Consider the following 26,296-nt stretch of genomic DNA (forward strand, 5'->3'; position numbering starts at 1 on the left):
CAGCTTTGGAAATCTCCCGCATGAAACGTACCCCGCACCTGCTCGCAATCCAGTCCCATGTGGTGTTTGGCCATGCCGGAAACAGTGCTGCGGTGTTTCCCATGCAGCGTATCGGGGTCAACGTCTGGCCGCTCAATACCGTGCAGTTTTCCAATCACACTCAGTATGGCCAGTGGGCAGGAGAAGTGCTTGCTCCAGCGCAAATTCCTGCGTTGGTGGAAGGCATTAGCAACATCGGGGAGCTAGGCAACTGTGACGCCGTGCTTTCCGGCTACCTGGGCAGTGCGGAGCAAGGGCGGGCGATTCTGGCGGGGGTGGAGCGTATCAAGGCGGTGAACCCGAATGCCTTGTACCTGTGCGACCCGGTCATGGGCCATGCGGAGAAGGGCTGTATCGTCCCGGTCGAGGTGAGCGAGTTCCTGCTCGAAGAGGCCGTCGCGAAGGCTGACATTCTATGTCCGAATCAGCTGGAGCTGGACAGCTTCTGCGGCCGGCGCGCAGAGTCGCTGGCCGATTGCGTGGCCATGGCGCGCAGCCTGCTCAAGCGTGGCCCGCAGGTGGTGCTGGTCAAGCACGTGTCCTACCCCGATCGGGCGCCAGATTCGTTCGAGATGCTGCTGGTTACCGAGCAGGCGAGCTGGCATCTGAAGCGGCCGCTGCTGGCCTTCCCGCGCCAGCCGGTGGGTGTCGGTGACCTTACCTCGGGGCTGTTCCTGGCGCGTGTGCTGCTGGGGGACAGCTGGCAGCAGGCCTTCGAGTTCACTGCGGCGGCGGTGCACGAGGTATTGCTGGAAACCCAAGCCTGCACCAGCTACGAATTGCAGCTGGTGAGGGCCCATGATCGCATCGCCCATCCGCGTGTGCGCTTCGAGGCGCAACGCCTGGCGTTCTAGATCGAGTCGGTCTTCAGGTCCTGGTAGCGCTTTTCCAGTTCCTGGCGGATCTGGCGGCGCTGCTGGCCTTGCAGGAAGCGCCGCTTCTCTTCGCTGGTTTGTGGCTGACGCGGTGGTACCTGGACCGGGCGGCGATTGTCATCGACAGCCACCATGGTGAAGAAGCAGCTGTTTGAGTGGCGAACGGAGCGTTCGCGGATGTTCTCGGTCACCACCTTGATGCCCACCTCCATCGAGGTATTGCCGGTGTAGTTGACCGAAGCCAGGAAGGTCACCAGTTCGCCGACGTGTACCGGCTCACGGAATATCACCTGGTCCACCGACAGCGTCACCACGTAGCTGCCGGCATATCGGCTGGCGCAGGCGTAAGCCACTTCATCGAGATACTTGAGCAGGGTGCCGCCATGTACGTTGCCGGAGAAGTTGGCCATGTCCGGCGTCATCAAAACGGTCATAGTCAGCTGGGCGTTTCCAGGTTCCATAGAGTGCTCACGGTGAGGTTGCGCTGAAGCGGGGTGGGTATCTACAGACACGTCGGTTCCCCTCTTGGTGTTTGCCATCCTGATACGGGACGTTGGCTGACGCTCCATCGTCACGCCGATCACGCCATCGGCGGCGGTTAAGTAGCCGATCTGTTTCTGCATATTGCACCGGCAATTTGCGGCGAGGTGCGATGTTAACCTGAGTACGCCCCTGCAACATGGGCTTTCCAGCATTCAATACAGTATGTACTTGCTGCTCGCTCGGGGCTGCTTTGGCAGAGGAGCGGTCTGCCTTGGCATCGAGAAAAAGGAGAATCGCGCCATGCATGCCATCAGCTTCATCCAGGACCTCGCAGTGATCATGCTTGTCGCTGGTGTCGTGACCATTCTCTTTCATCGGCTCAAACAGCCCGTGGTGCTGGGCTACATCGTCGCAGGCTTCATCATCGGCCCGCACACTCCGCCCTTTGGCCTGATCCACGACGAAGACACCATCAAGACCCTGGCCGAGCTTGGGGTGATCTTCCTGATGTTCTGCCTGGGCCTTGAGTTCAGTCTGCGCAAACTGTTCAAGGTCGGTGCCACCGCCTTCATCGCAGCGTTTCTGGAAATCGTCCTGATGATCTGGATCGGCTTCGAGATAGGCCGCTGGTTCGGCTGGAGCACCATGGATTCGCTGTTCCTAGGGGCGATCCTGGCGATTTCGTCGACCACCATCATCGTCAAGGCGCTCAATGACCTGAAGATGAAGAACGAGCGTTTCGCACAGCTGATCTTCGGCGTGCTAATCGTCGAGGACATCCTCGGTATCGGCATCATCGCCTTGCTGTCAGGAATCGCGGTCAGTGGCACTGTCAGCTCCGGGGAAGTGTTTTCCACCGTAGGCAAGCTGTCCTTGTTCATGATCGTGGCGCTGGTCATCGGCATTCTGCTGGTGCCGAGGCTGTTGGCCTACGTCGCCAAATTCGAAAGCAACGAGATGCTGCTGATCACCGTGCTTGGGCTGTGCTTCGGCTTCTGCCTGCTGGTGGTGAAGCTCGAATACAGCATGGTACTGGGGGCCTTCCTGATTGGCGCGATCATGGCCGAGTCGCGGCAGTTGCTGAAAATCGAACGCCTGATCGAACCCGTTCGCGACCTGTTCAGCGCGATCTTCTTCGTCGCCATCGGTTTGATGATCGATCCTCAGGTGCTGGTCGATTATGCCTGGCCGATCGTGGTCATCACCTTGGCGGTGGTGCTGGGCAAAATGCTGTCCTGTGGCATGGGGGCATTCATTGCCGGCAATGACGGCCGCACGTCGCTACGCGTGGGCATGGGCCTTTCGCAGATTGGCGAGTTTTCGTTCATCATCGCTGCCTTGGGCATGACCCTGCAGGTAACCAGCGACTTCCTTTACCCCGTCGCCGTTGCGGTGTCGGCCATCACCACGCTGCTGACGCCGTATCTGATCCGCGCCGCTGATCCGCTTTCGATCAAACTCGGGCACGTGGTGCCGCGCCGCCTGGCACGGGTGCTGTCGCTGTATGGCGAGTGGTTGCGCAGCATCCAGCCGCAGGGCGAGGGCGCGATGCTGGCCGCGATGATCCGTCGCATCCTGCTGCAGGTGGGGGTGAATCTGGCACTGGTGATCGCGATCTTCTTCAGCGGAGGCTATTTTGCTGGCCGTATCGGCAATTGGCTGACCGAGTGGGTGAGCGATGTCAGTCAGCAGAAGGCGGTGATCTGGGGCGCTGCACTGCTGCTTTCGCTCCCGTTTCTGATTGCGGCCTATCGCAAGCTCAAGGCGCTGTCGATGCTGCTGGCGGAGATGGGCGTCAAGCCGGAGATGGCCGGGCGTCACACGCAGCGCGTGCGGAGGGTGATTGCCGAGGTGATCCCGCTGTTGTCGTTGCTGGTCATCTTCCTGCTGCTGTCGGCGCTATCGGCGAGCATTCTGCCCACCAGCGAGTTGCTGCTGGTGATCGCGGTGGTGGCGGCATTGGTGGTGGCGTTGCTTTGGCGTTGGTTCATACGCGTACACACGCGCATGCAAATCGCCCTGCTTGAAACCCTGGAGAACAGTCGCGATCACTCGCACTGAGTGGGTTGGGCTTTCTGCGCCAGCGTTCACCGAAGTCCGAGGGGATGGAGCGGTAGCGATGGCGCCAAGCGCAGAAAGCCTGGGGATTCTACGGGGCAAAGTGGCCATGGGCCATTATTTTGTGAGTTTAATTCTCACTCAGCTTTCAAGCCAGACGTCCCGGGCCCAGTGCCAGACCGACTCCCAGCTGTCTTCGCCCAAGGCTTCCTCTTCGGCATCCCACAACACGACAGTGCCGTCTTCCTCGACGCAGTAGTAGTTGTCGCCGTCCTGGCAGATGGGGATCAGGTCGCGCGGTACGCCAGCATCCCAAGCGTTTGCCGCGACGTCGGGCAGGTAGGTGTGCGACTGCGGGTCGGTGACGGTTACCGGTTCAAGAGAGCCATAGACCACATCGCTGACGGTCAGCAGGAACTCTTTGAACACGAAAGGGATGTTGATGAACAGTTGTTCCTCGATCTCGACCAGCAGATCTTCGTCGGGAAGTTCCAAGGGTACCGGTACCGGCTCGTTGGCTTCACGGAGTTGTTCGATCACTTCTTCCACGGTTCACATCCTCTAACCTTGATGAACGCTGCGCGTTATACCCTAGTATCCCACTTTGGCAAAAGCAAAAACCCCGGGGCAAGCCCGGGGTTTTTTGCACAGCGTGCGTCGGTTAACCGTTCTGGCGGATACCGGCGACCAGCCACGGCTGGTTCTCGCCTTGAGCGCGAACCATGTGCCAGCTCTCGCTGAAGGCCTCACCTTGATCGAAGCGCGAATTCTTCGACACGCCACGGAAGGTCAGGGTAGCGTCGGTGCGGTCTGGGCGATCGTCTACACCGTCCAGTTGCACATCGAGGTTGTCGATGTAGGTGGACTGGAAGCCATCACCCAGTTCGGCACGTTCACGCTTGAGGAACTCGAGCATTTGCGGGGTCACGAACTCAGCGATCTTGTCCATCTCGTTGGCATCCCAGTGCTGCTGCAGCGCCTGGAAGTGGTTGCGAGCGGCGGCCAGGAAGTTCTGCTCGTTGAACCAGGCTGGTGCGTTGATCACCGGAGCGGCTGCGGCGGCTGGCGCGGCCGAACCACCGAAGATCGACGGCTGGGCAGGCTGGGCGTGAGCTTCACGCTGGAACGGCGCATGACCAGGCGCGGCCATTTGCGGCTGCTGCTGGCGGCGGCGCGCAGCAATGAAGCGGAACACCAGGAACGCGATCAGGGCGACGATCAGGAAGTCCATGATCTGCAGGCCCTCGAAGCCGTCACCCATGAACATGGACGCCAGCAGGCCACCGGCGGCGAGGCCGGCGAGTGGGCCCAGCCAGCGCGAAGCACCGCTGGCGGCGGCCGGAGCACGGCCAGGAGCGGTCGGCGCGGCAGCAGGCGTGGTTGGCGTGGCCTGGCGGGTCTGGTGGATAGGCGCGGAGCCCGAACTCTTGCCGCCGCCGAAACGCTTGGCGTTGGCGTCCAGGCTCAGCGTCAGGCCGACGCAGAGCGCCAGAGCGATGCTAAGAAAACGTTGCATAAATGGGATTTCCCCTGTTGTGGATTGCACGCGCGTCATGTTGCACAGGTTCCTGGGCACATGACCAGCGTCATAATGTTTCGAGCTTTTGCCTGATGTTGCCAAGACCTTGTGGCGGGCAAGCCGGCTCCTGCCCGTATGGCACCGATCCCGAAATCCCGCAGGAGTCTACTTGCCAGCGATGGCGGCGCAGGAGCCTCAGATAGCCTCGAGCTTGGCGTACCCCAGCATGAGCCACTTGCTGCCTTCGGCGAAGTTGACCTGCACCCGTGCCTGGGCGCCGGAACCTTCGAAGTTGAGAATCACCCCTTCGCCGAACACCGCATGCTGCACGCGCTGGCCAAGGTTGAAGGCGGTCTGCGGAATACTGGCGTTGGCGAACAGGCTACTGGCCGAGCTGGTCTTCGCCCCACCGAATGGTCGGCTGACGCTATTGGACAAACGCACTTCCTGAACCAGGCCGGCCGGGATTTCCCGTACGAAACGCGACACTTTGTTGTAGGTCTCGCTGCCGTACAGGCGTCGGGTCTCGGCGTAAGTCATGATCAGCTGACGCATGGCGCGGGTAATGCCCACATACGCCAAGCGGCGTTCTTCCTCCAAGCGGCCAGGCTCTTCCAGGCTCATCTTGTGCGGGAACAGGCCTTCTTCCATGCCCACCAGGAACACATAGGGGAACTCCAGGCCCTTGGCGCTGTGCAGGGTCATCAGCTGAATGCTGTCCTCGTGCTCGTCGGCCTGCGCCTCGCCCGCTTCCAGCGACGCATGACCCAGGAAGGCCGAGAGCGGCGTCAGATCGGCATCTTCTTCGCCCGCTTCGAAGTTGCGTGCTGCGCTGACCAGTTCCTCAAGGTTTTCTACCCGTGCCTGGCCCTTTTCACCTTTTTCTTCCTGGTGATAGATGATCAAGCCGGACTGTTCGATGACCGTCTGGGTCATCAGGTGCAAGGGCATGTCAGCCGTTTTGCCTGTCAGGCTTTCGATCAACTCGATGAAGGCCCCCAGGGCGCTGGCGGCGCGCCCCTTGAGAGCCTTGGCGGCCAGCAACTGGCACATCGCCTCCCACATCGACAGTTGGCTGTGGCGGGCATGTTCACGGATGGCCTCGACGGTTTTCTCGCCGATGCCCCGTGGCGGTACGTTGATGACCCGCTCGAGAGCGGCATCGTTGCCACGGCCTTCGAGCAGGCGCAGGTAGGCCATGGCGTTCTTGATTTCGGCACGCTCGAAGAAGCGCTGGCCGCCGTAGATGCGATACGGGATGCGTTCGCGAAGCAGCGCCTCTTCCAATACCCGCGACTGGGCGTTGGAGCGATAGAGAATGGCGATGTCGCTGCGCGAGTTGCCTTGCTTGATGAGGCTCTCGATGGTCTCGACCACGTAGCGCGCTTCGTCATGCTCGTTGTAGGCGGCGTAGAGGGTCAGCGGTTCGCCTTCGCCCAGGTCCGTCCACAGCTCCTTGCCCAGGCGCCCGCTGTTGTTGGCGATCAGCGCGTTGGCGGCCTTGAGGATGCCGCCGGTGGAGCGATAGTTCTGCTCCAGGCGAATCAGTTCGGCGTCGGGGAAATCGGCGGTGTATTGGTGGATGTTCTCGATCTTGGCGCCACGCCAGCCGTAGATCGACTGGTCGTCGTCACCCACGGCCATCAGGCTCACGCCGCCGCCGGCCAGCAGGCGCAGCCAGGCGTACTGCACGGCGTTGGTATCCTGGAACTCGTCCACCAGTACATGGCGGAAGCGCCGTTGGTAGTGCTCCAGCAGGCCGGGGTGGTCGCGCCACAGGTCGAGGGCGCGCAGCAGCAGTTCGGAAAAGTCGATGACCCCGGCTCGCTCGCAAGCCTGTTCGTAGGCTTCGTAGATGCTGCGCATGGTGCCCAGGAACAGGTCGCCGCTGGCCTGGATGTGCTGCGGGCGAAGCCCTTCGTCCTTCTGCCCGTTGATGAACCATTGTGCCTGGCGTGCTGGCCAGCGCTGTTCGTCCAGCCCCAGGTCGCGGATCACCCGCTTGATCAGGCGCTGCTGGTCGTCGCTGTCGAGAATCTGGAAGTTCTGCACCAGCCGCGCCTCCTGCCAGTGCGCGCGCAGCAGGCGGTGAGCCAGGCCGTGGAAGGTACCGACCCACATGCCAGCCGGGTTGATGCCCAGCAATTGCTCGATTCGATGGCGCATTTCTGCTGCGGCCTTGTTGGTGAAGGTCACCGACAGGATCGAATGCGGTGAAGCCTGCTCGACCTGGATCAGCCAGGCGATACGGTGCACCAGCACACGGGTCTTGCCGGAGCCGGCGCCAGCAAGCACCAGTTGACGCCCCAGCGAGGCTGCTACGGCCTGGCGTTGGGCATCGTTGAGGGAGTTCAGCAGGAGGGAGAGGTCATCATTGTGCATCCGGCCATTCTAGGGCCGTGCAGGGGACAGGGGCAAACGCCGATGGGGCAAAACTTGCCGTTCGTCCGTTGCCGTTCATCCGGGCTTGTGCCAGGGCAGCGTAATTGAGCGGTTCGGTGCGGGTTTGTCGGGGTTTTGGCAAATCATGATCCAGAGCAGTTTGGTCTGGCGCGGCGCTTGTGTATTCTCCCAGCACGTTTGCGGTCATCCATAACAATAACAGCACAAGAACCCGACATTATGACCCAGGATTGCGTGGCGATCGGAGCATCGCCGGATACGACACGGAGTGTTCGCAGGCAATTCGCTACCCAGCTTTCGATCGAGCGCACCCGTCTGCTCTACCAGGGCTCTTTGTTGCCCACCTTGTTCATGCTGCTCAACGGCCTGCTCTGCGCCTGGTTGCTGTGGAGCCCTGAGCGCTACCTGCTGGTCAGTGTCTGGATTGTCTGGCTGCTGGCGCTGGTGGCCTTGCGAGTCATTCAGGTAACCGCTTTCGAAGCGGCCGACACCCAGCGCCAGGCCCGGCCTATATGGTGGCGGATGTTCCTGCTTGGCTCGGGTTTCAGCGGCCTGACCCTGGCCTGTGCGGCCATCGCTCTGGTACCTGCGGAGAGTTTCGTCCAGCAGGCGTGGGGGTTTGGCCTGTTGGGCGCGGCTACGCTGTCGGCCAGTGTCGCCTACGCGGTGAGTTTGCCAGCCTTCCTCAGCTTTGCCCTGCCATGCCTATTGCCACCGATTGCGTTTCTGTTCTTTTACGATGCCGGCGAACAACGGGGCTGGGGATGTTTTGGCCTGATTCTGCTGGCGGCATTGCTGGTCGTGGCCTGGCAGGTTAATCGCCTGATCGAGCGCGGGCTGTTGCGGCGCTTCCAGAACCAGCTGTTGACCGAGGACCTGCAGCGCGTCCAGGCCCAGAAAGCCCTGGAGGACCACCAACGGCTCGCGGCCTCGGTGTTCGAGGCTTCCAGTGAAGGTATCGTCATCCTGAGCGCTGACTTCACGCTGCTGACCGTCAATCGGGCTTTCTGTCAGATGACCGGTTACTCGCGCAGCGAGCTGCTGGCGCGCAATGTCCTGGATCTGCCCTGCAGCAGCGATGCTCGGCGGCACAGCGGCCAGATCGAGCAGTCGCTGCGTCAGCAGGGGTACTGGCAGGGCGAGTTGGTGGAAGCTCGCAAGAGTGGAGAACTGTACCCGCAATGGCTGCAGTTCACGGGCGTTCGTGATGCTTCGGGGAATTTGAGCAATATCGTTGGCTTTTTCTCCGATCTTTCCGCGAGACGGGCGTCCGAAGAGCGCATTCGTTACCTGGCCCAGCACGACGAGCTCAGTGGCCTGGCCAACCGTGCGTTGTTCCGCATGCGCCTCGATGAGGCCGGGCGGCGTGTGCGTCTGAGTGGCCGCAGCCTGGCGTTGCTGCACATCGACCTGGACCGCTTCAAGCTGCTGAACGAAAGCCTCGGCCATGAGCATGCCGATCAACTGTTGAAGAAGATCTCTCAGCGAATCGCCAATGCCGTACCCGAGGCCGACACCGTGGCGCGCTTGTCTGGCGATGAGTTTGCCGTGCTGTTCGACGGTTATAGCAACCTGTCGAGCCTGGTGCGGGTGACCACCCGGCTGCTGGACAAGCTGCGCGTGCCGTTGCGTCTGGGCGAGCATGAAGTGGTGATCAGCGCATCGGTTGGCATCAGCCTGGCGGCTGACGGCAGTTTCGAACCCAACCAGTTGATCAGCCAGGCTGACATGGCCAAGCAGCACGCCAAGCACCTGGGTGGCGACAATTTCCAGTTCTACACCGAGAGCCTGCGCGCCAGCACCTTGGAGCGTCTGCAACTGGAGAACCAGCTGCGCAAGGCCATTGATGAAGGCCAACTGCTGGTCTACTACCAACCCAAGCTCTGCTTGCGCACCGGGCGTTTGCATGCGGCTGAAGCTCTGGTGCGCTGGCTTCATCCTCAATGGGGCATGGTACCGCCCGGTGATTTCATCGGCCTGGCCGAGGAAACCGGGCTGATTGCGCCAATGGGCGAGTTCGTTTTGCGGCGTGCCTGCTGGCAGGCTTGTCAGTGGCAGCGTCAGGGGCTGGATGTGCGTGTCTCGGTGAACCTGTCGGTTTACCAGGTGCGCCAAGGCAAGATCGTCAGCCTGGTGCGGCAGGTGCTCGAAGAAACGGGCCTGCAGCCGCATCTGCTGGAGCTCGAACTGACCGAGAGCCAGTTGTTGGAGAATGTCGAGCACATCATTTCGACCTTCAGGCAGCTGCACGAACTCGGTGTGAAACTGGCCATCGACGATTTCGGAACCGGTTACTCCTCGCTCAGCTACTTGAAGCGCTTACCGGTGGATTTCGTGAAGATCGACCAGGCCTTCATCCGAGGCTTGCACGAAGGCAGCCAGGATGCGGCCATCACCCGGGCAATCATCGCCATGGCGCGTAGCCTGAACCTGAGAGTGGTCGCGGAAGGGGTAGAGACGCAGGAGCAGATGGCGTTCCTGCGTGAGCAAGGGTGTGACGAGGCACAGGGTTATCTGATCAGCCGACCGATCTGCGAAATGGACTTCGAACGCTTGATCGCCACCCGCCAGGCCTGATGCGCACCTGGCGTCGCGCGGTAACTTGAGTTCAGCTGTGCCACGCCCGTCCCTGATGGGCCAGCAGGCTATTGGCCTGCTCGGGGCCGTTGGTGCCCGCCGGGTAGTGGCGTGGCGCTTGGAAATGCTCCTCCCAGCCCTTGATGATCGGGTCGATCCAGGCCCAGGCCGCTTCGACCTCGTCGCGCCGCATGAACAAGGTCGAATCGCCTTCGAGCACGTCCAGCAGCAAGCGCTCGTAAGCTTCCCAGCGCCGGGTCTGGCCAAACACCTGGGCAAGGTTCAGATCCAGGTCGACCGGTTCCAGGCGCATGCCCTTGCCGGGGGTCTTGGTCATCATGCGCAGGCTGATGCGTTCGTCCGGTTGCAGCTGTATCAGGAGCTGGTTGGCCTGGCCGCCGTTGAACAGCTCATGGGGTACTGGTTTGAATTGGATGACGATTTGCGAGGAGCGCCTTGCCATTCGCTTGCCGGTGCGCAAGTAAAACGGTACGCCCGCCCAGCGCCAGTTTTCGATATGAGCCTGAACGGCGACGAAAGTCTCCGTATCGCTGTCGTTGTCGACATCTTTTTCGAAGTAGTACGCCGGCACTTCCTGGCCACCAATGCGTCCAGCGCCGTACTGACCGCGCACGGTCTTGTCCTGCACGTCTTGGCCGGTAATCGGTTTGAGGGCTCGAAGGATCTTCACTTTCTCATCACGCACCGCCTCGGCTTCGAATTGGGCAGGCGGTTCCATGGCCACCAGGCACAACAGCTGCAGCAGGTGGTTCTGCAGCATGTCTCGGGTCGCGCCAGCACGGTCGTAATAGGCACCACGATTCTCGACGCCCAGTGTTTCACAGACACTGATTTGCACATGGTCGACCTGGCCATTGCGCCATACCGGCTCCAGCAGGGCGTTGGCGAAACGCAGGGCCATCAGGTTTTGCACGGTCTCCTTGCCCAGGTAGTGATCGATCCGGAACACGTGGGACTCGTCGAACACCGCGCCAATGGCTTCGTTGATGGCGGTGGCCGATTCCAGCGAATGGCCAATGGGCTTTTCCAGCACGATGCGGGCTTCGCTGTCAGCCAGGCCGGCGATCCGCAGGTGGTTGACGATCGGCACGAACAGGTTGGGCGCGGTGGCCAGGTAGTAGATGCGGGTAAGCCCACCGGGTTCGCCAAGGTAGCGGGCCAGGCGCCCGAAGTCCGCGCTTTGCGAAGCATCCATGGCGAAGTAGTCCAGGCGTGCGGAAAAACGCCGCCACACTTCTTCGTCGAAATCGTTGCGGGCGATCTGTGCCCGGCAATGGCGTTCGGCGAGCTTCACATAGTCGTTGTGTGGCAGGTTGCGCCGGGCCAGCGCAATGATGCGCACGGCATTATTCAGGCGAGCCTCGCGATACAGGTGGTAGAGCGCCGGCAGCAGCTTGTGCAGGGCCAGATCGCCAGTGCCACCGAAAACCAGAATGTCGCAAGGAATAGTCAAAACCACCACTCTCCACGTTCGTTTAACTGGGCGGGTTGGCGTGCATGTAGTATAACTACAAGAAAGCTACATCCCGGCCAGCCGATCATAACCGAGTCCAGCCTGTGAATCTGTTGCAACATATCGCTCAATCGCGCCACCTGCTGCGCAAATCGGAACTGAAAGTGGCTGACCATGTGCTGCTTGATCCGGCTGCAGTCATGCACAGCTCGATGGCCGACCTGGCTCACAGCGTGGGTATCAGCGAACCTACCATCGTGCGCTTCTGCCGTGCGATTGGCTGCTCGGGTTTCCAAGACCTCAAGTTGAAGTTGGCGCAGAGCCTGGCGGCCGGTGCCAGTTTCGGCCAGTTCGCGATCCACGAGGATGACTCGGTCGCCGACTACAGCCTGAAAATTTTCGACACCACGCTGCACACCCTCATGGAAGTGCGCGAACACCTCGACCCTCAGGCGTTGCAGCAGGCGGTGAGCGCCATGGCGCAGGCGCAGCGCGTGGAGTTCTATGGGTTCGGTGCCTCGGGTGCGGTGGCCGCCGATGCCCAGCACAAGTTCTTCCGTCTGTTGCTCAGCGCCGCGGCGTACTCCGACCCGCACATGCAGGCGATGTCTGCCGTCACCTTGAAACCTGGTGATGTTGCGGTCTGCATCTCGCAATCCGGGCGCTCAAAGGACTTGCTGATCACCGCCAACCTGGTGCGTGAGAGCGGTGCCAACCTGATTACCCTGTGCCCAAGCCAGACGCCATTGGCGGAGCTGTCCACGGTGAACCTGGCGATCGATGTGCACGAGGACACGGAAATCTATACGCCGCTGACCTCGCGTATCGCCCACCTGGTCGTGATCGACGTGCTGGCCATGGGCGTAGCCATGGCGCGCGGGCCAAGCCTGGTCAACCACCTGAAGAGCGTGAAGCGCAGTCTGCGCAGCCTGCGGTTGTCGCCGAAGTCGATCAAGGCGATGGACGACTGACCGGGCAGGCACTGCAGGCGTCGGCTTGCCGGCGATGCTCCGGTACCCAAACGACCAAATTTCACCATTTTGTCACCGTTTCACAGCCAAACCGTAAACCGCCAACGTCACGCTGAAGCTCCCGCATCTTAATCTGGGAGACAGGCAATGGCTCGTGACTACGACGGTACGTACCAACCCAGCGCCAAGGCTCGCAAGCAGCAGGAAAAAGATCAGCGTCGCATGGAATATCGACGCGCGATCGAAAGCTACTGCGACCAACGTCAATTGCTCCGCGACCTGGCGGACTACCCTGAGCTACAAGCGCTCACGGTGTGGCGGGCATCGTCGGCAGCTTCCCCGAAAAACGCTCAACAAGCGCACTGATCAAAGCACGTTCGCTGCGGATGAACGCCAGAAACGCCAAGGCCACCGGCGACTGTCGCTTGGCCTTGGACTGCACCACGCACCAGCTGCGATACAGGGGCAGCTCTTCGACCGGCAGCTCTTTGAGCACCCCAGTGGCGAGCTCCAGGTTCAGCGCATGGCGGGTCAGCAGGGCAATGCCAAGCCCGGCGATCACACATTCGCGCTGGGCATCGGCCGAGGCCACCTCCAAGGTCTGGGTGAAGTGCACGCGCTTGTCCTTGAAGTACTCCTCGCAAGCCTTGCGCGTGCCGGAACCCTGTTCCCGCACGAGCAGGGTATGAGGCTCAAGATCTTGCAGGCGCAAGTGTTCGAGCTTGCACAACGGGTGGTCCGGAGGCGCTACGGCAACGATCGGGTTGTTGAGGAATGGCAGAAACTCCAAGCCCATGTCCTGGGGCACCATCGACATGATGATCAGGTCATCGCGGTTGTCCGAAAGGCGCCGGATGGCCTGGGCGCGGTTGACCACCGTCAGGGTCAGGTTGACCTCCGGGTGACGCTGCTTGAAGGCGGCGAACAGGTGTGGCACGAAGTATTTGGCACTGGACTCGATCGCCAGCTTCAGCTGCCCCTGCAATGAGCCCTGCATGTCCGACAGTTGCATGTCGAGGCTTTCCAGGCGACCGAAGATATCCCGGCTGGCGCGCTGCAAAGCTTCAGCCGCCTCGGTCAGGTAGAGCTTCTTGCCGACATACTCGAACAGCGGTTGGCCGATCAGCTCTTCGAGCTGCCGAATCTGTAGACTAACGGCGGGTTGCGTCAACGCCATTTCTTCCGCAGCCCGGCTGTACGAGCGCAAATCGCACACCTCGTTGAAGATCTGCAGCTGACGCAATGTCATACGCATCAAGGACTTACGCATTTTTATCCGGGCTCCTGCAAAACCTTGTAACTGCACTATAAGCTTTTGCTAATACAGCCTCTAACAAATATTGATTTTTGTTTATCGACCTTCGGCGCTAGGGTGAATACGCGACTGGCCATCAACGTCTGGTCACGCGCCGACCGGTAGAACCGGCTCGTCTGTTCCTACGGCTTTGGGAAGACTCCAGTGATAAAAAAAATCCTGATCGCCAACCGAGGTGAAATCGCAGTTCGGATCGTGCGTGCTTGCGCCGAGATGGGCATTCGCTCGGTGGCGATCTATTCCGACGCCGACCGTCATGCCTTGCACGTCAAGCGTGCCGATGAGGCCTACAGCATTGGTGCCGAGCCGCTGGCCGGTTACCTGAACCCGCGCAAGCTGGTGAACCTGGCTGTGGAAACCGGCTGCGATGCGTTGCACCCCGGTTACGGTTTCCTGTCGGAAAACGCTGAACTGGCAGAGATCTGCGCTGAGCGCGGCATCAAGTTCATCGGGCCGGCTGCCGACGTCATTCGCCGTATGGGCGACAAGACCGAAGCGCGCCGTACCATGATCGCCGCTGGCGTTCCGGTGACCCCTGGCACCGAAGGCAACGTTGCCGATATCCACGAAGCCCTGAGCGAAGGCGACCGCATCGGTTACCCGGTGATGCTCAAGGCCACCTCCGGCGGTGGCGGCCGCGGCATTCGCCGTTGCAACAGCCGTGAAGAACTGGAACAGAACTTCCCCCGGGTCATTTCCGAGGCCACCAAGGCATTTGGTTCGGCTGAAGTGTTCCTGGAGAAGTGCATCGTCAACCCCAAGCACATCGAAGCGCAAATCCTCGGTGACAGCTTCGGCAATGTGGTGCACCTGTTCGAGCGCGACTGCTCGATCCAGCGCCGTAACCAGAAGCTCATCGAAATTGCCCCAAGCCCACAGCTGACCCCCGAGCAGCGCGCCTACATCGGCGACCTGGCGGTGCGTGCGGCCAAGGCAGTGAATTACGAGAACGCCGGTACCGTGGAGTTCCTGCTCGCCGATGGCGAGGTGTACTTCATGGAGATGAACACCCGGGTGCAGGTGGAACACACCATCACCGAGGAAATCACCGGCATCGACATCGTCCGTGAACAGATCCGCATTGCCTCTGGCCTGCCACTGTCGGTCAAGCAGGAAGACATCCAGCACCGCGGCTACGCGTTGCAGTTCCGTATCAACGCTGAAGATCCGAAGAACAACTTCCTCCCAAGCTTCGGCAAGATCACCCGTTACTACGCTCCCGGCGGCCCGGGCGTGCGCACCGATACGGCGATCTATACCGGCTACACCATTCCGCCGTTCTACGACTCGATGTGTCTGAAGCTGGTGGTCTGGGCGCTTACCTGGGAAGAGGCCATGGACCGCGGCCTGCGGGCTCTGGACGACATGCGCGTGCAAGGGGTGAAAACCACCGCCGCGTACTACCAGGAAATTCTGCGCAACCCAGAATTCCGTAGCGGCCAGTTCAACACCAGCTTCGTCGAAAGCCATCCTGAACTGACCAACTACTCGATCAAGCGCAAACCCGAAGAGCTGGCCCTGGCCATCGCTGCCGCCATCGCCGCCCACGCAGGCCTGTGAGGAATTCCATAATGTCCAAGAAAATTCACGTAACCGACACGATCCTGCGCGACGCCCACCAGTCCCTGCTGGCTACCCGCATGCGCACCGAAGACATGCTGCCGATCTGCGACAAGCTCGACAAAGTCGGCTACTGGTCGCTGGAAGTCTGGGGCGGTGCCACCTTCGATGCCTGCGTGCGCTTCCTCAAGGAAGACCCGTGGGAACGCCTGCGCAAGCTGCGCGCTGCGCTGCCCAACACCCGCCTGCAAATGCTGCTGCGCGGCCAGAACCTGCTGGGCTATCGTCACTACAGCGATGATGTGGTCAAGGCTTTCGTGGCCAAGGCTGCTGTCAACGGCATCGACGTGTTCCGTATCTTCGACGCCATGAACGACGTGCGTAACCTGCGTGTGGCCATCGAGGCGGTCAAGGCTGCGGGCAAGCATGCCCAGGGCACCATTGCCTACACCACCAGCCCGGTACACACCATCGATGCGTTCGTCGCCCAGGCCAAGCAGATGGAAGCCATGGGTTGCGACTCGGTGGCGATCAAGGACATGGCCGGCCTGCTGACTCCCTACGCCACCGGCGAACTGGTCAAGGCGCTGAAAGCTGAGCAGTCGCTGCCGGTGTTCATCCACTCCCATGACACTGCCGGCCTGGCAGCCATGTGCCAGCTCAAGGCGGTGGAAAACGGTGCCGACCACATCGACACCGCCATCTCCAGCTTCGCCTGGGGCACCAGCCACCCGGGTACCGAGTCGATGGTCGCCGCGCTCAAGGGCAGCGAGTTCGACACCGGCCTGGACCTGGAACTGCTGCAGGAAATCGGCCTGTACTTCTATGCCGTGCGCAAGAAGTACCATCAGTTCGAAAGTGAATTCACCGCCGTGGACACCCGCGTGCAGGTGAACCAGGTACCCGGTGGCATGATCTCCAACCTGGCCAACCAGCTCAAGGAGCAGGGCGCTCTGAACCGCATGAACGAGGTGCTGGCCGAGATCCCGCGTGTTCGCGAAGACCTTGGCTTCCCGCCGCTGGTCACCCCGACTTCGCAGATCGTCGGCACCCAGGCGTTCTTCAACGTGCTGGCTGGCGAGCGCTACAAGACCATCACCAACGAAGTGAAGCTGTACCTGCAAGGCGGTTACGGCAAAGCGCCAGGCGTGGTGAACGAGCAACTGCGTCGCCAGGCCATCGGTAGCGAAGAAGTGATCGACGTGCGTCCGGCCGACCTGCTGAAGCCGGAAATGGCCAAGCTGCGCGCCGATATCGGCGCCCTGGCGCGCTGCGAGGAAGACGTGCTGACCTACGCCATGTTCCCGGACATCGGCCGCAAGTTCCTCGAAGAGCGTGAAGCCGGCACCTTGGTCCCCGAAGCCCTGCTGCCGATTCCGGAAGCCGGCGCAGCGGCGGCGCCAGGCGGAGAAGGCGTGCCGACCGAGTTCGTCATCGACGTGCATGGCGAAACCTACCGCGTCGACATCACCGGTGTGGGGGTCAAGGCCGAAGGCAAGCGTCACTTCTACCTGTCGATCGACGGCATGCCGGAGGAAGTGGTGTTCGAGCCGCTCAACGAGTTCGTCAGCGGTGGCGGCAGCAAGCGCAAGCAGGCCAGCGCGCCGGGCCACATCAGCACGACCATGCCAGGCAACATCGTCGATGTACTGGTCACAGAAGGCGTTGTGGTCAAGGCCGGCCAAGCGGTGCTGATCACCGAGGCCATGAAGATGGAGACCGAAGTGCAGGCGGCGATCGCCGGCAAGGTCGTGGCTATCCATGTGGCCAAGGGCGACCGTGTGACGCCGGGTGAGATCCTGATCGAGATCGAGGGCTGAGATACGCCCTCATCTACAAGCGGTTAACCTCTGGGGAGCGGGTGCTCCCCTTTTTTTGCCTGGACGCCGGCAAGTCGGTCCAGTACCACCATCAGCCGTTGCGGCACGCCTCGAGTGTCTTGATCTGGCCCTCGGGACGCTGGTTGTCAGCACTCAACCACTGCTCGAACCCCGCGGCCACTCGCGGCCACTCATCATCGGTAATCGAATACCAGGCCGTGTCGCGGTTACGATCCTTGACCACCAGGTGCTTGCGGAACACGCCCTCGAACTGGAAGCCGAATCGCTCTGCAGCCCGCTTGGAGCGAGCGTTGGCGTTATTGCACTTCCATTCCAGGCGGCGGTTGCCCAGCTCGAAGCTCAGCTTGCCCAGCAGGTACACCGCCTCGGTGCTCTTTGGCGTGCGCTGCATGGCGGCGCCGAAGGCGATATGACCGATCTCGATGCGGCCATGATCGGGCACGATCGACATCAGGCTCAGGATGCCCTGCGCCTGTCCGCTGCGGCGGTCGATGACGGCATAGTAGAGCGGGTCACGCCCCGCAGCGTTGCTGTCTAGCCAGCGGTCGAAGGTGGCGCGCTCGGTGAAGGGTCCGTAAGGCAGGTAGTCCCATAGCCGCGGGTCCGAGGCTGGGCCTTGCAGCACCTCCCAGAGGTCGTCGCCATGGCGCGCTGGGTCGAGCTTTTCCAGGCGGATGAAACGGCCTTCGATGGGTTCTGCCGTAGGCGTAGATGCAGGTTTCCAGTTCAATGCGTCAGTCATGCTCAGCCTACAGCCCTTTGCGGAATTGGATGAAGCCAGGGCGCTCGGCAACCTGCTCGTACAGGCTGATGGCGGTGGCGTTGGTCTCGTGAGTCAGCCAGTGCACCTTGATGCAAACAGCGGCCTTGGCCGTGGCATAAACGTGTTCGATCAGCTGGCGGCCGATGCCCAGGCCCCGTTGCTTGCTGTCCACGTACAAGTCCTGCAGGTAGCAGGAATTCTCGATGCTCCAGTTGGAACGATGATAGATCCAGTTGACCATCCCGACCGCCTCGCCATCGACCCAGGCCAGCGCCGAATGGGTAGGCTCGTTCGGGTCGAGCAGGCGCTGCCAGGTGCTGACGCTAACCTCCTCTGCCAGTTCGGTTTCATAAAAGCGCAGGTAGGCTTGCCACAGGGCGAGCCAGGCGGCGTGGTCTTCGGCGCGGACGGGGCGCAGGGTGACGCAGGTCATGGGGCTTTTCCTTCAGAGTTGGCGCATGTGCGCCGCGAGTTGATTGTCCAGGTGATCGGCGCTGGCGCTGAGGCCTTCGCGCACGCCAGCGATGTCCTGCTCCGAGCGGTTCTGGCTGAGCTTGCGTGCTCCCTGCAGGCGGGCAATGGGCATGCGGATGCCGACAATGGCGCGGAGCATGCCGTCCACGTAGTCGGTGGGAGCGTCCGTCACGCTCCATGGCAGGTTACGGCCTTGCTCGTGGCGGTCGGTCAGGCGGCTGACGATGTCCAGCAAAGGGGTGGCATCGTGGATGACGTCGACCGAGCCATAGGCATGAACCGCCAGGTAGTTCCACGTTGGCACGACCTTGGGGTTGTCGGCTTTGCTGGGGTAGTAGCTGGGGCTGACATAAGCGTCCGCTCCTGGGAATACCAGCATTGCCTCGCTGCCGTGCTGCAGGTCCTGCCATTGGCGATTGGCTCGGGCAAGGTGAGCATAGACGGTGCCGAACTCGCCTTCGCTTGGCTCGACAAGCACGGGTAGGTGGCTGGCCAGCAGGCCGTGCTCGCCATGGCTGACCAGCACGGCAAGGCGTGTATCGAGCATGTGCTGGTGCAGGCGCTGGAGATCATGTTCCTGATGAGGCTTGCTGTTGTACATGGCGAGGTTCCTTGTCGAATCACTCCATCCTAGGCAGGCTATTGGCACCGAGTAAGAGCCATTAACGGCTGATTTCATAGGTCCAATTCCATGAGCGAGCGTCCTCTCGTATTGCCATTCGACCCTGCCGGCATCGTCCTCGACCGCCGCCGAGGCCTCAGCCAACAGCTGTATCAGGCACTGCGGGCACGGGTGCTCGATGGCCGGCTCAGCAGTGGTACACGTTTGCCAGCAACCCGCGACCTGGCCGCCATACTGGCGTTGTCCCGCAACAGCGTGATCCGCGCTTATGACCAGTTGTATGCCGAGGGCTACATCGAAAGCCGGGTTGGCGATGGCACCTATGTCAGTCGGCTGCCAAAACTATCCACACAACTATCCACAGGGTTATCCCGGGGTTTATCAACAGAGTTATCCACATTTTCATCGAAAAACACTGAGGATATATCCAGCCGAGAGCGTTCCAGCGAGCCGCTTGAGCGTCTGAAAAATAACCATTTACCACCACCAAAAAGTGGCGCGCCACGGGCATTTCGGGTGGGCATTCCCGCGTTCGACCTTTTCCCGTTCGAGGTCTGGGCCAAGCTGCAAGCGGGTTTCTGGAGAAATCCGGATCCCGCGCGACTCGGCTATGGGGACCCCGCAGGCGAGCGAGCTTTGCGAGAGCTGGTAGCGGCCTATATGCGTCGTTCCCGAGGACTTTCGTGCACGGCTGAGCAAATTGTGATCACCCATGGCGCGCAGCAGGCCATCAGCCTTTGTGCACAGTTGCTGCTGCAGCCCGGCGACAAGGTGGCTGTGGAAAACCCAGGCTACCGGGCAGCAGGTCACGCCTTCGCCATTGCAGGGGCCAGGGTGATTGGGGTAGCGGTGGACGAGCAGGGCATGGACTGCCAACGACTGGCGCAGGTGACGGACTGCCGGTTGGCCTATGTGACGCCCGCTCATCAGTACCCCACGGGGGTAACCATGAGCCTGGCGAGACGCCTGGCGTTGCTGGACTGGGCCGAACGCAACGAGGGCTGGATCGTCGAAGACGACTATGACGGCGAGTATCGCTACAGCGGCGCGCCATTGGCACCCTTGGCCGCCCTCGATCAGCAGGGGCGCGTGTTGTACGTGGGTACCTTCGGCAAGATTGCCTTCCCGGCCTTGCGCCTGGGGTATCTGGTATTGCCTGCGCGCCTGGCGGAGGCCTTCAGCCAGGGCCGCGCGCTGGCGGTGCGGCATTCGGAAGTGGGCTCGCAGTGCGTAATGGCCGAGTTCATGGCCCAGGGGCACTTTCAGCGGCATATCCGGCGCATGCGCCGGGCAGCGTTGAGCCGCCGCAACGTGCTCAAGGCGGGATGGCCGGTGGATGTTCCCGGGCTAGGCGAAATGCCGGAAGTCGAGGCTGGGCTTCATGTGAAGGTAGATGTGGATAACCATGCCCGGGAGCAGGAACTGGTAGCTAAGGCTGAGGCGGTGGGGGTCGAGGTCAATCCGCTGAGCAGTTATTGGCTTGAGGACAGCGAGGTGCCTGTGGATAAACGCGCTGGGTTGGTTCTTGGGTTTGCGGCGGTGCCAGAAGGGGAGATCGCCGAGGCGTTGATGCGCTTGCGCAAGGCATGGAAGCAACGGTGACGCCGATGGCCACTTCGCGGGCGTATCCGCTCCCACAGGCACGGGTGTTCAAGGATATCGCCCCCGAGGGTTGGATTTGGGTCCAACTTCCTTGGGGGCATACCCTTACGGGGAGCGGCTTTGCCCGCGAAGTGAGCGACTCAGGTGCCTGACTTGATCCGTGTCCAAGCCCGCGTGCGTGCCCGCTCCGCATCCCGTGGCAACGGCTTGAGGGTATACAGCTTGGTCATCGCCTCCGCTGTCGGGTACAGGTTGGGGTTGTTGCGAATAGCCGGGCTCACTTTTTCGGTGGCATCCTTGTTCGGGTTTGGATACCCGACGAAGTCGCTAATCGGCGCAATCACCTCTGGGCGCAGCAGGTAATTGATGAACGTGTGGGCATCTTCCGGGTTAGCCGCATTCTTCGGAATCGCCAGCATGTCGAACCAGATCGGCGCGCCTTCCTTGGGCAGGCGCATATCGACCACCACACCATTCTTGGCATCGCGGGCGCGGTTGGCGGCCTGGGAGAAGCTGCCCGAATAGCCCACTGCGACGCAGATATCGCCGTTGGCGATGTCCGCCATGTACTTCGAGGAATGGAAGTAGGTGATGTGCGGACGGATCTTGAGCAGCAAGGCTTCGGCTTTCTTGTAGTCGTCAGGTTTGCCGCTGTTGGGGTCCAGGCCGAGGTACTGCAGAGCCAGCGGTAGAATCTCTGATGGCGAGTCGAGCAGTGCGACACCGCACTGCTTGAGCTTGGCGATGTTCTCTTCCTTGAAGATCAGGTCCCAGCTGTCCACAGGTGCTTTGTCGCCCAGCGCCGCCTTGACCTTGTCCGGGTTGAAACCGATGAGCACGGTGCCGTACATGTAGGGCACGGCGAACTTGTTGCCAGGGTCGTTGGCTTCGATCAGCTTCATCAGCGCAGGGTCCAAGTGTTGCCAATTCGGCAGCTTGGCGCGATCCAGCGGCTGGAACACGCCCGCCTCGATCTGCTTGGCCAGGAACACGTTGGACGGTACTACGACGTCATAACCGGAGTTACCGGTAAGCAACTTGACCTCGAGCGCTTCGTTGGTGTCGAAGATGTCGTAGATCAGTTTGACGCCACTGTCCTTCTGGAAGTCGGTCAAGGTCTGTGGCGTGATGTAGTCGAACCAGTTGTATACGCGCAGGGTACGCTGTTCGGCCTGGGCATTGAGGGCGCCGGTGAACAGCGTGGCGGCGATGAGCGGGGCGAGCAGACGCTTGAGTCGGACCATTACCGGGCTCCTGGTTGTGCTTGCTGGAAGCCTTCCAGCACATTCACTGCGTTGATACCGATTTCTTCCACAGCGTAGCCACCTTCCATCACGAACAAGGTCGGCTTGCCCAGGGCGGCGATGCGCTTGCCCATTTCCAGGTAGTCCGGGCTGTCCAGTTTGAACTGGGAGATTGGATCGTCCTTGAAAGTGTCCACGCCAAGGGAGATCACCAGCACGTCCGCGTCATAGCTGGCGATGCGTAGGCAGGCGTCTTCCAATGCGGCGCTCCAGGCTGCCCAGTCGCTGCCAGCCGGCAGTGGATAGTTGATGTTGCACCCTTCACCCGCACCCTCGCCGGTTTCGTCGGCGTAGCCGAGGAAGAACGGGAATTCCGCTTGTGGGTCGCCGTGGATCGAGGCGAAGAACACATCGTTGCGGCTGTAGAAGATGTCCTGGGTGCCGTTGCCGTGGTGGTAGTCGACATCCAGGATCGCCACTTTCCCATAGCCTTGATCGAGGAAGGCCTGGGCGGCGATGGCGGCATTGTTCAGGTAGCAATATCCGCCCATGACTTCGGCGGCAGCGTGGTGCCCCGGTGGACGGCACAGGGCGAAGGCGGAATGTGCGCCTTCGACGATGGCGGCCTGGGCGGTCAGGGCTACCTGGGCGGCGCTGTAGGCCGCCTGCCAGGTCCCGGCTGTGATCGGGGCGCCAGCGTCGAAGCTGTAGTAGCCCAGTTCGCCATGCAGGCCAGTGGGCTTGACCTGGCGCAATGTGCGGGCGGGCCAGGTGAAGGGCAGCAAGTCGCCCTCGTGACCCAATGCGGCCCAACGTGCCCACGCACCTTCGAAGAAGTTCAGGTACTCGGCGCTGTGGATGCGCTGCAATGGCGCACGACCAAAGTCGCTCGGCCCTTTTACCTCGCCGAGGTTGCGCTTTTTCACGCGTTCGAGCACATGATCGGCGCGCGATGGCATTTCGAAGCAAGGCATCAGCTTGCCGTCGATCAGCTCGCAGCGGCCGTGGTGCAGGCGATGATCATCGGAATAGATCGTCAGCATTGTTGTTCTCCGGTTTTACTGGCGTAGGCCCATTGTCATGGGCAGGCCTGGGGTGGAGAACGACGCAAACGGCCAAAAGGGGATAGATGTGGCCAAGCTCGTTGGCCGTTCAACGACCCATGGGCCGACTTGCCGGCGATAAGACCCGTCAGCCTCGATAATGACTTGGCGCCACACCACTCCAGCGCTGGAACGCATGGCGAAAGCTCGCTGTTTCGCTAAATCCCAGGGTTTCGGCGATCCGGTAGATCGGCATCTGCGCATCGGCCAGCAGCTGCTTGGCCCGCTCGAAGCGCAGCTCATCCAGCAGTTGTTGATAACTGCAGCCCAGCGCTTGCAGGTGCCGGCGCAGGGTGCGCGATGAACAGTTCATCTGCCGCGCCAGGCCGTCCAACCCAGGTGCGGCATCCAGCTGTTGCAGCAGTAATTGGCGAATGCGCCCGAGCCAGGCCTGGCGACCGGTGAACTCCAGGTTCTGGCGCCGGCAACGCTCGCTCATGGCTTTGTGCGTGATGGGGTCGGCCAGTGGCAGTGGCGTGTCTAGCCAGCGGCGCTCGAAGGCGAAGGCATTGTCCTCGGCATCGAAACCCAGCGGACACTGGAATGCACCGGTATAGAGCGCATGGTAGACGGGCCGACGGTGTTCGAAGCGGGCACCAAGCAGCGGCAGCGTGCGTCCCAGCAGGTCATCGCAGATGACTTTCAGCGACACCAGGCAGAACTCGGCATTGAAGGCCGCCAGCGCTGGGCTGTCGCGGTAGTCGCTGGCACTGAACCAGACGCGCTGGCCATCATCCACCAGGCGCAGCTGGAAGACTGTTCCCAGCAGTGCCGGGTAGCGCAACGCCAGGCGCAGGGCGTCACCCAAAGTGGCACTGGAGAGCAAGGCGTAACCGAGCATGCCATAGCACGACACATGCATCCGCCGGCCCAATTCCAGGCCGATATCCTCGCGCCGAGCCACAGCATTGGCGCAGACCTGCAGCTCCTGCTGGGTGGTGATGCGCGCATCGGGATGCCCCAGGTCTGCCGGGCCTATGCCACTGCCGGCCAGCAGCGACGCAGCCTCGCAACCTTCTTCCTGGAAGAGGTTGAGAATCAGCGAAACCGCGTTGAGGGTGGTGAGGTGGCTGTGCAGCATGCTCGGAATCCCGTTGGGCTGGGCAGATTCTGGAGCAATTAGCGTGCCTTTTCACTTTAACAACGGCGATAGAAGTGAATTAGACGGGTACGACGCCAAATACGGCCTCGATGTGTGGCCGTGGATGGCCCCGCAGCGTGCCCAGGGGCGTGAAGTCATTGTGCTGCTGGATGGCGAAGCATTCACTCGCCGCGAGTTGATGGCCGCCCTGGGCAGCGACCGATGGTGCGCGCTTCATAGCCAGACGCCAGCCGCCTAATCGTCTAATGCTGGCCCAGTGGCATTCCGGGTGATGCCTGGCGAGCCAAGTCTGGCCGAGCCTGACCGTTCGACGCCGCAGCAGAATTGGGGTTGGTTGGCCAGCTTGGCCCCGGCTGAGCTGCCCGCTTACCACCGTGGCCGGAGGAAACACCCGAGACGCATTTTCAGCGGATGCGACGGTTTGCGCCGTTCGGCGCTAGGGGGTGTGAAATGAAATATTGTTTGAAACGAGTCGTTGTGGTGACCGCAGCATGGTTACAGACCAATTGTTTTGAAGAGCAATCGAATACGTTCACGTAGGTAAGTGAGCTACCGCCAAACTTTTCTTATTGGCTGGTGTGATTTACAAGCCCGAGCCAGGCACTCACAGCACAGTGACATCCTCGCCATGCTCGACGCTGAGGACGACCCGTCCGACCCGTTGAATTTGATATAAAAAAAGGGCCCTAAGCGTGCGCTAGGGCCCTTGAAAGGTTGAGAGGTGTCTAGTCCCTCGACCTGGTGAGACGTTTCAAGCGGTCGGTTACGCCTTCAGCGGAACCAGACGTGGAGCGATCATGTTTTCCGGACGCAGGATGTCGTTGAGCATCTCTTCGTCCAGCAGCTGTTCTTCGCGCACCAGTTCCAGTACGCCGCGGCCGGTTTCCAGGGCAACGCGGGCGATACGGGTGGCGTTTTCGTAGCCGATGTAAGGGTTCAGGGCGGTGACCAGGCCGATCGAGTGCTCGACCAGTTCACGGCAACGCTGTTCGTTGGCGGTAATGCCGACGATGCAGTGCTCGCGCAGCATGTCCATGGCGCGTTGCAGCAGGCGGATCGAGTCGAAGATCTTGTAGGCGATCAGCGGCTCCATCACGTTCAACTGCAGCTGGCCACCTTCGGCGGCGACGGTCAGCGCCAGGTCGTTGCCCATGATGGCGAAGGCGACTTGGTTCACCGCTTCCGGGATAACCGGGTTGACCTTGCCTGGCATAATCGAGCTGCCTGGCTGGCGTGCCGGCAGGTTGATCTCGTTGATGCCGGTGCGTGGGCCGCTGGACAGCAGGCGCAGGTCGTTGCAGATCTTCGACAGCTTGACCGCGGTACGCTTGAGCATGCCGGAGAACAGCACGAAGGCGCCCATGTCGGAGGTGGCTTCGATCAGGTCGGCAGCCGGTACCAGCGGCTGGCCGCTGATGGTCGCCAGGCGCTGCACGGCCAGGGCCTGATAGCCAGGGTCGGCGTTGATGCCGGTACCGATGGCGGTGCCGCCCAGGTTGATTTCGGTCAGCAGCTCCGGAGCCAGCGAGCGCAGGCGCTGCAGGTCTTCGGTCATGGTGGTGGCGAAGGCGCGGAATTCCTGGCCCAGGGTCATCGGCACGGCGTCCTGCAGCTGGGTACGACCCATCTTCAGTACGTGGTCGAATTCCTTGCCTTTGGCGGCGAAGGCCTGGATCAGGCTGTCGAGGCTGGCCAGCAGGGCGTCGTGACCCAGCAGCAGACCCAGGCGGATCGCGGTCGGGTAGGCATCGTTGGTCGATTGAGCCATGTTCACGTCGTTGTTCGGGTGCAGGTACTGGTACTCACCCTTCTGGTGGCCCATGGCCTCCAGTGCGACGTTGGCGATGACTTCGTTGGCGTTCATGTTGGTGGAAGTACCAGCACCACCCTGGATCATGTCCACCACGAACTGGTCGTGGAAGTCGCCTTTGATCAGGCGGGCGCAGGCTGCGGTAATGGCAGCATGCTTGGCATCGCTCAGGTGACCCAGCTCACGGTTGGCGTCGGCAGCGGCCTGCTTGACCATGGCCAGGGCCACGACCAGCTTCGGGTAGTGCGACAGCGGAACACCGGAGAGGTGGAAGTTGTTGGCAGCGCGCAGGGTCTGGATGCCGTAGTAGGCATCGGCAGGGACTTCAAGGGTACCAAGCAGATCTTTTTCGACGCGGAACGATGCAGCGGAGGACATGATGGATATCATCTCGATTTTGACCCGGCACATGCCGGAATGGCGCCAATCCTAGGGCTGCCGCGATTTTGCGGCCAATGCTG

The 26,296-nt window shown here is 61.4% G+C and carries 22 protein-coding genes; 9 read left to right on the plus strand and 13 right to left on the minus strand.

Annotated features, from left to right (window positions below; all coding sequences use genetic code 11):
• Window positions 1–20 precede the first annotated feature (20 nt).
• Window positions 21–893, plus strand: a complete 873-nt coding sequence (gene pdxY, locus C4Q26_RS11810; RefSeq protein WP_023383089.1) for a pyridoxal kinase PdxY — start codon at window positions 21–23, stop codon at window positions 891–893.
• Here pdxY and C4Q26_RS11815 read toward each other — a convergent pair.
• Window positions 890–1,375 carry an acyl-CoA thioesterase gene (locus tag C4Q26_RS11815; RefSeq protein ID WP_023383088.1) on the minus strand — a complete coding sequence of 162 codons (486 nt, stop codon included), beginning with the start codon at window positions 1,373–1,375 and terminating at the stop codon, window positions 890–892. The genes pdxY and C4Q26_RS11815 overlap by 4 nt on opposite strands.
• Window positions 1,376–1,697: 322 nt before the next feature.
• Here C4Q26_RS11815 and C4Q26_RS11825 point away from each other — a divergent pair, with 322 nt between their 5' ends.
• Entirely contained in the window at window positions 1,698–3,458 is a 1,761-nt protein-coding gene (locus C4Q26_RS11825) for a cation:proton antiporter (protein WP_023383087.1), read from the plus strand.
• A 138-nt stretch (window positions 3,459–3,596) separates the two neighbouring features.
• Here C4Q26_RS11825 and C4Q26_RS11830 read toward each other — a convergent pair whose 3' ends face one another.
• From C4Q26_RS11830 to uvrD, 3 genes are all read right to left on the minus strand, one after another.
• Window positions 3,597–4,004 (minus strand): SMI1/KNR4 family protein, encoded by a 408-nt coding sequence (locus C4Q26_RS11830; RefSeq protein WP_023383086.1) that lies wholly within the window; start codon window positions 4,002–4,004, stop codon window positions 3,597–3,599.
• Between the two features lie 112 nt (window positions 4,005–4,116).
• On the minus strand, window positions 4,117–4,971 hold the full coding sequence (locus tag C4Q26_RS11835) for a Tim44 domain-containing protein (RefSeq protein ID WP_023383085.1): 855 nt from the start codon (window positions 4,969–4,971) through the stop codon (window positions 4,117–4,119).
• 198 nt (window positions 4,972–5,169) lie between these two features.
• Complete coding sequence (gene uvrD / locus C4Q26_RS11840; protein WP_023383084.1) at window positions 5,170–7,356, minus strand: DNA helicase II; 2,187 nt, start codon at window positions 7,354–7,356, stop codon at window positions 5,170–5,172.
• A gap of 240 nt (window positions 7,357–7,596) precedes the next feature.
• On the opposite strand from uvrD, the gene C4Q26_RS11845 reads away from it, so the two are divergent.
• The gene (locus C4Q26_RS11845; RefSeq protein ID WP_023383083.1) at window positions 7,597–9,954 is read left to right on the plus strand and encodes a bifunctional diguanylate cyclase/phosphodiesterase; all 2,358 of its coding nucleotides are present in this window, start codon (window positions 7,597–7,599) and stop codon (window positions 9,952–9,954) included.
• A gap of 31 nt (window positions 9,955–9,985) precedes the next feature.
• Here the strand turns inward: C4Q26_RS11845 and zwf are convergent, their stop codons facing one another.
• Entirely contained in the window at window positions 9,986–11,428 is a 1,443-nt protein-coding gene (zwf, locus tag C4Q26_RS11850; RefSeq protein ID WP_023383082.1) for a glucose-6-phosphate dehydrogenase, read from the minus strand.
• A gap of 104 nt (window positions 11,429–11,532) precedes the next feature.
• On the opposite strand from zwf, the gene hexR reads away from it, so the two are divergent.
• Both hexR and C4Q26_RS28305 read left to right on the plus strand, forming a co-directional pair.
• Window positions 11,533–12,399, plus strand: coding sequence for a transcriptional regulator HexR (gene hexR, locus C4Q26_RS11855; RefSeq protein WP_023383081.1), 867 nt, complete (start codon window positions 11,533–11,535; stop codon window positions 12,397–12,399).
• Between the two features lie 147 nt (window positions 12,400–12,546).
• Complete coding sequence (locus tag C4Q26_RS28305) at window positions 12,547–12,765, plus strand: PA3496 family putative envelope integrity protein (protein ID WP_081669616.1); 219 nt, start codon at window positions 12,547–12,549, stop codon at window positions 12,763–12,765.
• Here the strand turns inward: C4Q26_RS28305 and C4Q26_RS11865 are convergent.
• Complete coding sequence (locus C4Q26_RS11865) at window positions 12,707–13,669, minus strand: LysR family transcriptional regulator (protein WP_023383080.1); 963 nt, start codon at window positions 13,667–13,669, stop codon at window positions 12,707–12,709. The two genes, C4Q26_RS28305 and C4Q26_RS11865, sit on opposite strands and share 59 nt — an antisense overlap.
• A 189-nt stretch (window positions 13,670–13,858) precedes the next feature.
• Between C4Q26_RS11865 and C4Q26_RS11870 the strand changes: the two genes are divergently transcribed.
• Entirely contained in the window at window positions 13,859–15,274 is a 1,416-nt protein-coding gene (locus C4Q26_RS11870; protein WP_023383079.1) for an acetyl-CoA carboxylase biotin carboxylase subunit, read from the plus strand.
• Window positions 15,275–15,285: 11 nt separating this feature from the next.
• Window positions 15,286–17,094, plus strand: coding sequence for a sodium-extruding oxaloacetate decarboxylase subunit alpha (gene oadA / locus C4Q26_RS11875; protein WP_023383078.1), 1,809 nt, complete (start codon window positions 15,286–15,288; stop codon window positions 17,092–17,094).
• A 91-nt stretch (window positions 17,095–17,185) separates the two neighbouring features.
• On the opposite strand, the gene C4Q26_RS11880 is transcribed toward oadA, so the two are convergent.
• From C4Q26_RS11880 to C4Q26_RS11890, 3 genes are read right to left on the minus strand one after another with little or no spacing between them, the layout of a single operon-like run.
• Window positions 17,186–17,857 (minus strand): GNAT family N-acetyltransferase, encoded by a 672-nt coding sequence (locus tag C4Q26_RS11880; protein WP_023383077.1) that lies wholly within the window; start codon window positions 17,855–17,857, stop codon window positions 17,186–17,188.
• Window positions 17,858–17,864: 7 nt separating this feature from the next.
• Window positions 17,865–18,311 carry a GNAT family N-acetyltransferase gene (locus C4Q26_RS11885; RefSeq protein WP_104883109.1) on the minus strand — a complete coding sequence of 149 codons (447 nt, stop codon included), beginning with the start codon at window positions 18,309–18,311 and terminating at the stop codon, window positions 17,865–17,867.
• A 12-nt stretch (window positions 18,312–18,323) separates the two neighbouring features.
• Window positions 18,324–18,953: an FMN-binding negative transcriptional regulator gene (locus tag C4Q26_RS11890; protein ID WP_023383075.1), complete on the minus strand. Its 630-nt coding sequence runs from the start codon at window positions 18,951–18,953 to the stop codon at window positions 18,324–18,326.
• Between the two features lie 90 nt (window positions 18,954–19,043).
• Between C4Q26_RS11890 and C4Q26_RS11895 the strand changes: the two genes are divergently transcribed.
• Complete coding sequence (locus C4Q26_RS11895) at window positions 19,044–20,576, plus strand: PLP-dependent aminotransferase family protein (protein ID WP_027906657.1); 1,533 nt, start codon at window positions 19,044–19,046, stop codon at window positions 20,574–20,576.
• A 140-nt stretch (window positions 20,577–20,716) separates the two neighbouring features.
• Here C4Q26_RS11895 and C4Q26_RS11900 read toward each other — a convergent pair whose 3' ends face one another.
• The 3 genes from C4Q26_RS11900 to C4Q26_RS11910 all read right to left on the minus strand — a co-directional run bounded on the left by C4Q26_RS11900 (window position 20,717) and on the right by C4Q26_RS11910 (window position 24,004).
• Window positions 20,717–21,820, minus strand: coding sequence for a polyamine ABC transporter substrate-binding protein (locus C4Q26_RS11900; protein ID WP_104883110.1), 1,104 nt, complete (start codon window positions 21,818–21,820; stop codon window positions 20,717–20,719).
• The gene (locus tag C4Q26_RS11905; protein ID WP_023383072.1) at window positions 21,820–22,863 is read right to left on the minus strand and encodes a histone deacetylase family protein; all 1,044 of its coding nucleotides are present in this window, start codon (window positions 22,861–22,863) and stop codon (window positions 21,820–21,822) included. Before C4Q26_RS11905 ends, C4Q26_RS11900 begins: the two co-directional genes overlap by 1 nt.
• A 148-nt stretch (window positions 22,864–23,011) precedes the next feature.
• The gene (locus tag C4Q26_RS11910) at window positions 23,012–24,004 is read right to left on the minus strand and encodes an AraC family transcriptional regulator (protein ID WP_104883111.1); all 993 of its coding nucleotides are present in this window, start codon (window positions 24,002–24,004) and stop codon (window positions 23,012–23,014) included.
• A gap of 43 nt (window positions 24,005–24,047) precedes the next feature.
• On the opposite strand from C4Q26_RS11910, the gene C4Q26_RS27855 reads away from it, so the two are divergent.
• A complete protein-coding gene (locus tag C4Q26_RS27855) occupies window positions 24,048–24,263 on the plus strand; it encodes a hypothetical protein (protein WP_148299942.1) in 216 nt (71 codons plus the stop codon).
• Window positions 24,264–24,788: 525 nt separating this feature from the next.
• On the opposite strand, the gene aspA is transcribed toward C4Q26_RS27855, so the two are convergent.
• Complete coding sequence (aspA, locus tag C4Q26_RS11915) at window positions 24,789–26,213, minus strand: aspartate ammonia-lyase (protein WP_023383069.1); 1,425 nt, start codon at window positions 26,211–26,213, stop codon at window positions 24,789–24,791.
• Window positions 26,214–26,296 lie beyond the last annotated feature (83 nt).

It is taken from the genome of Pseudomonas sp. SWI44 (genome assembly GCF_002947915.1).
GTDB classification, from domain to species: Bacteria; Pseudomonadota; Gammaproteobacteria; order Pseudomonadales; family Pseudomonadaceae; genus Aquipseudomonas; species Aquipseudomonas taiwanensis.

What these genes read in the sequence shown, in the direction of transcription:
- C4Q26_RS11825 (WP_023383087.1), top strand. Translation starts at nt 1,698, where the DNA reads ATGCATGCCATCAGCTTCATCCAGGACCTCGCAGTGATCATGCTTGTC.
- C4Q26_RS11910 (WP_104883111.1), bottom strand. Translation starts at nt 24,004, where the DNA reads ATGCTGCACAGCCACCTCACCACCCTCAACGCGGTTTCGCTGATTCTC.
- C4Q26_RS11880 (WP_023383077.1), bottom strand. Translation starts at nt 17,857, where the DNA reads ATGACTGACGCATTGAACTGGAAACCTGCATCTACGCCTACGGCAGAA.
- aspA (WP_023383069.1), bottom strand. Translation starts at nt 26,213, where the DNA reads ATGTCCTCCGCTGCATCGTTCCGCGTCGAAAAAGATCTGCTTGGTACC.
- C4Q26_RS11895 (WP_027906657.1), top strand. Translation starts at nt 19,044, where the DNA reads ATGAGCGAGCGTCCTCTCGTATTGCCATTCGACCCTGCCGGCATCGTC.
- C4Q26_RS11885 (WP_104883109.1), bottom strand. Translation starts at nt 18,311, where the DNA reads ATGACCTGCGTCACCCTGCGCCCCGTCCGCGCCGAAGACCACGCCGCC.
- C4Q26_RS11835 (WP_023383085.1), bottom strand. Translation starts at nt 4,971, where the DNA reads ATGCAACGTTTTCTTAGCATCGCTCTGGCGCTCTGCGTCGGCCTGACG.
- oadA (WP_023383078.1), top strand. Translation starts at nt 15,286, where the DNA reads ATGTCCAAGAAAATTCACGTAACCGACACGATCCTGCGCGACGCCCAC.
- C4Q26_RS11900 (WP_104883110.1), bottom strand. Translation starts at nt 21,820, where the DNA reads ATGGTCCGACTCAAGCGTCTGCTCGCCCCGCTCATCGCCGCCACGCTG.
- C4Q26_RS11890 (WP_023383075.1), bottom strand. Translation starts at nt 18,953, where the DNA reads ATGTACAACAGCAAGCCTCATCAGGAACATGATCTCCAGCGCCTGCAC.
- C4Q26_RS28305 (WP_081669616.1), top strand. Translation starts at nt 12,547, where the DNA reads ATGGCTCGTGACTACGACGGTACGTACCAACCCAGCGCCAAGGCTCGC.
- C4Q26_RS11905 (WP_023383072.1), bottom strand. Translation starts at nt 22,863, where the DNA reads ATGCTGACGATCTATTCCGATGATCATCGCCTGCACCACGGCCGCTGC.
- C4Q26_RS11845 (WP_023383083.1), top strand. Translation starts at nt 7,597, where the DNA reads ATGACCCAGGATTGCGTGGCGATCGGAGCATCGCCGGATACGACACGG.
- pdxY (WP_023383089.1), top strand. Translation starts at nt 21, where the DNA reads ATGAAACGTACCCCGCACCTGCTCGCAATCCAGTCCCATGTGGTGTTT.
- C4Q26_RS11865 (WP_023383080.1), bottom strand. Translation starts at nt 13,669, where the DNA reads ATGCGTAAGTCCTTGATGCGTATGACATTGCGTCAGCTGCAGATCTTC.
- uvrD (WP_023383084.1), bottom strand. Translation starts at nt 7,356, where the DNA reads ATGCACAATGATGACCTCTCCCTCCTGCTGAACTCCCTCAACGATGCC.
- C4Q26_RS11815 (WP_023383088.1), bottom strand. Translation starts at nt 1,375, where the DNA reads ATGGAACCTGGAAACGCCCAGCTGACTATGACCGTTTTGATGACGCCG.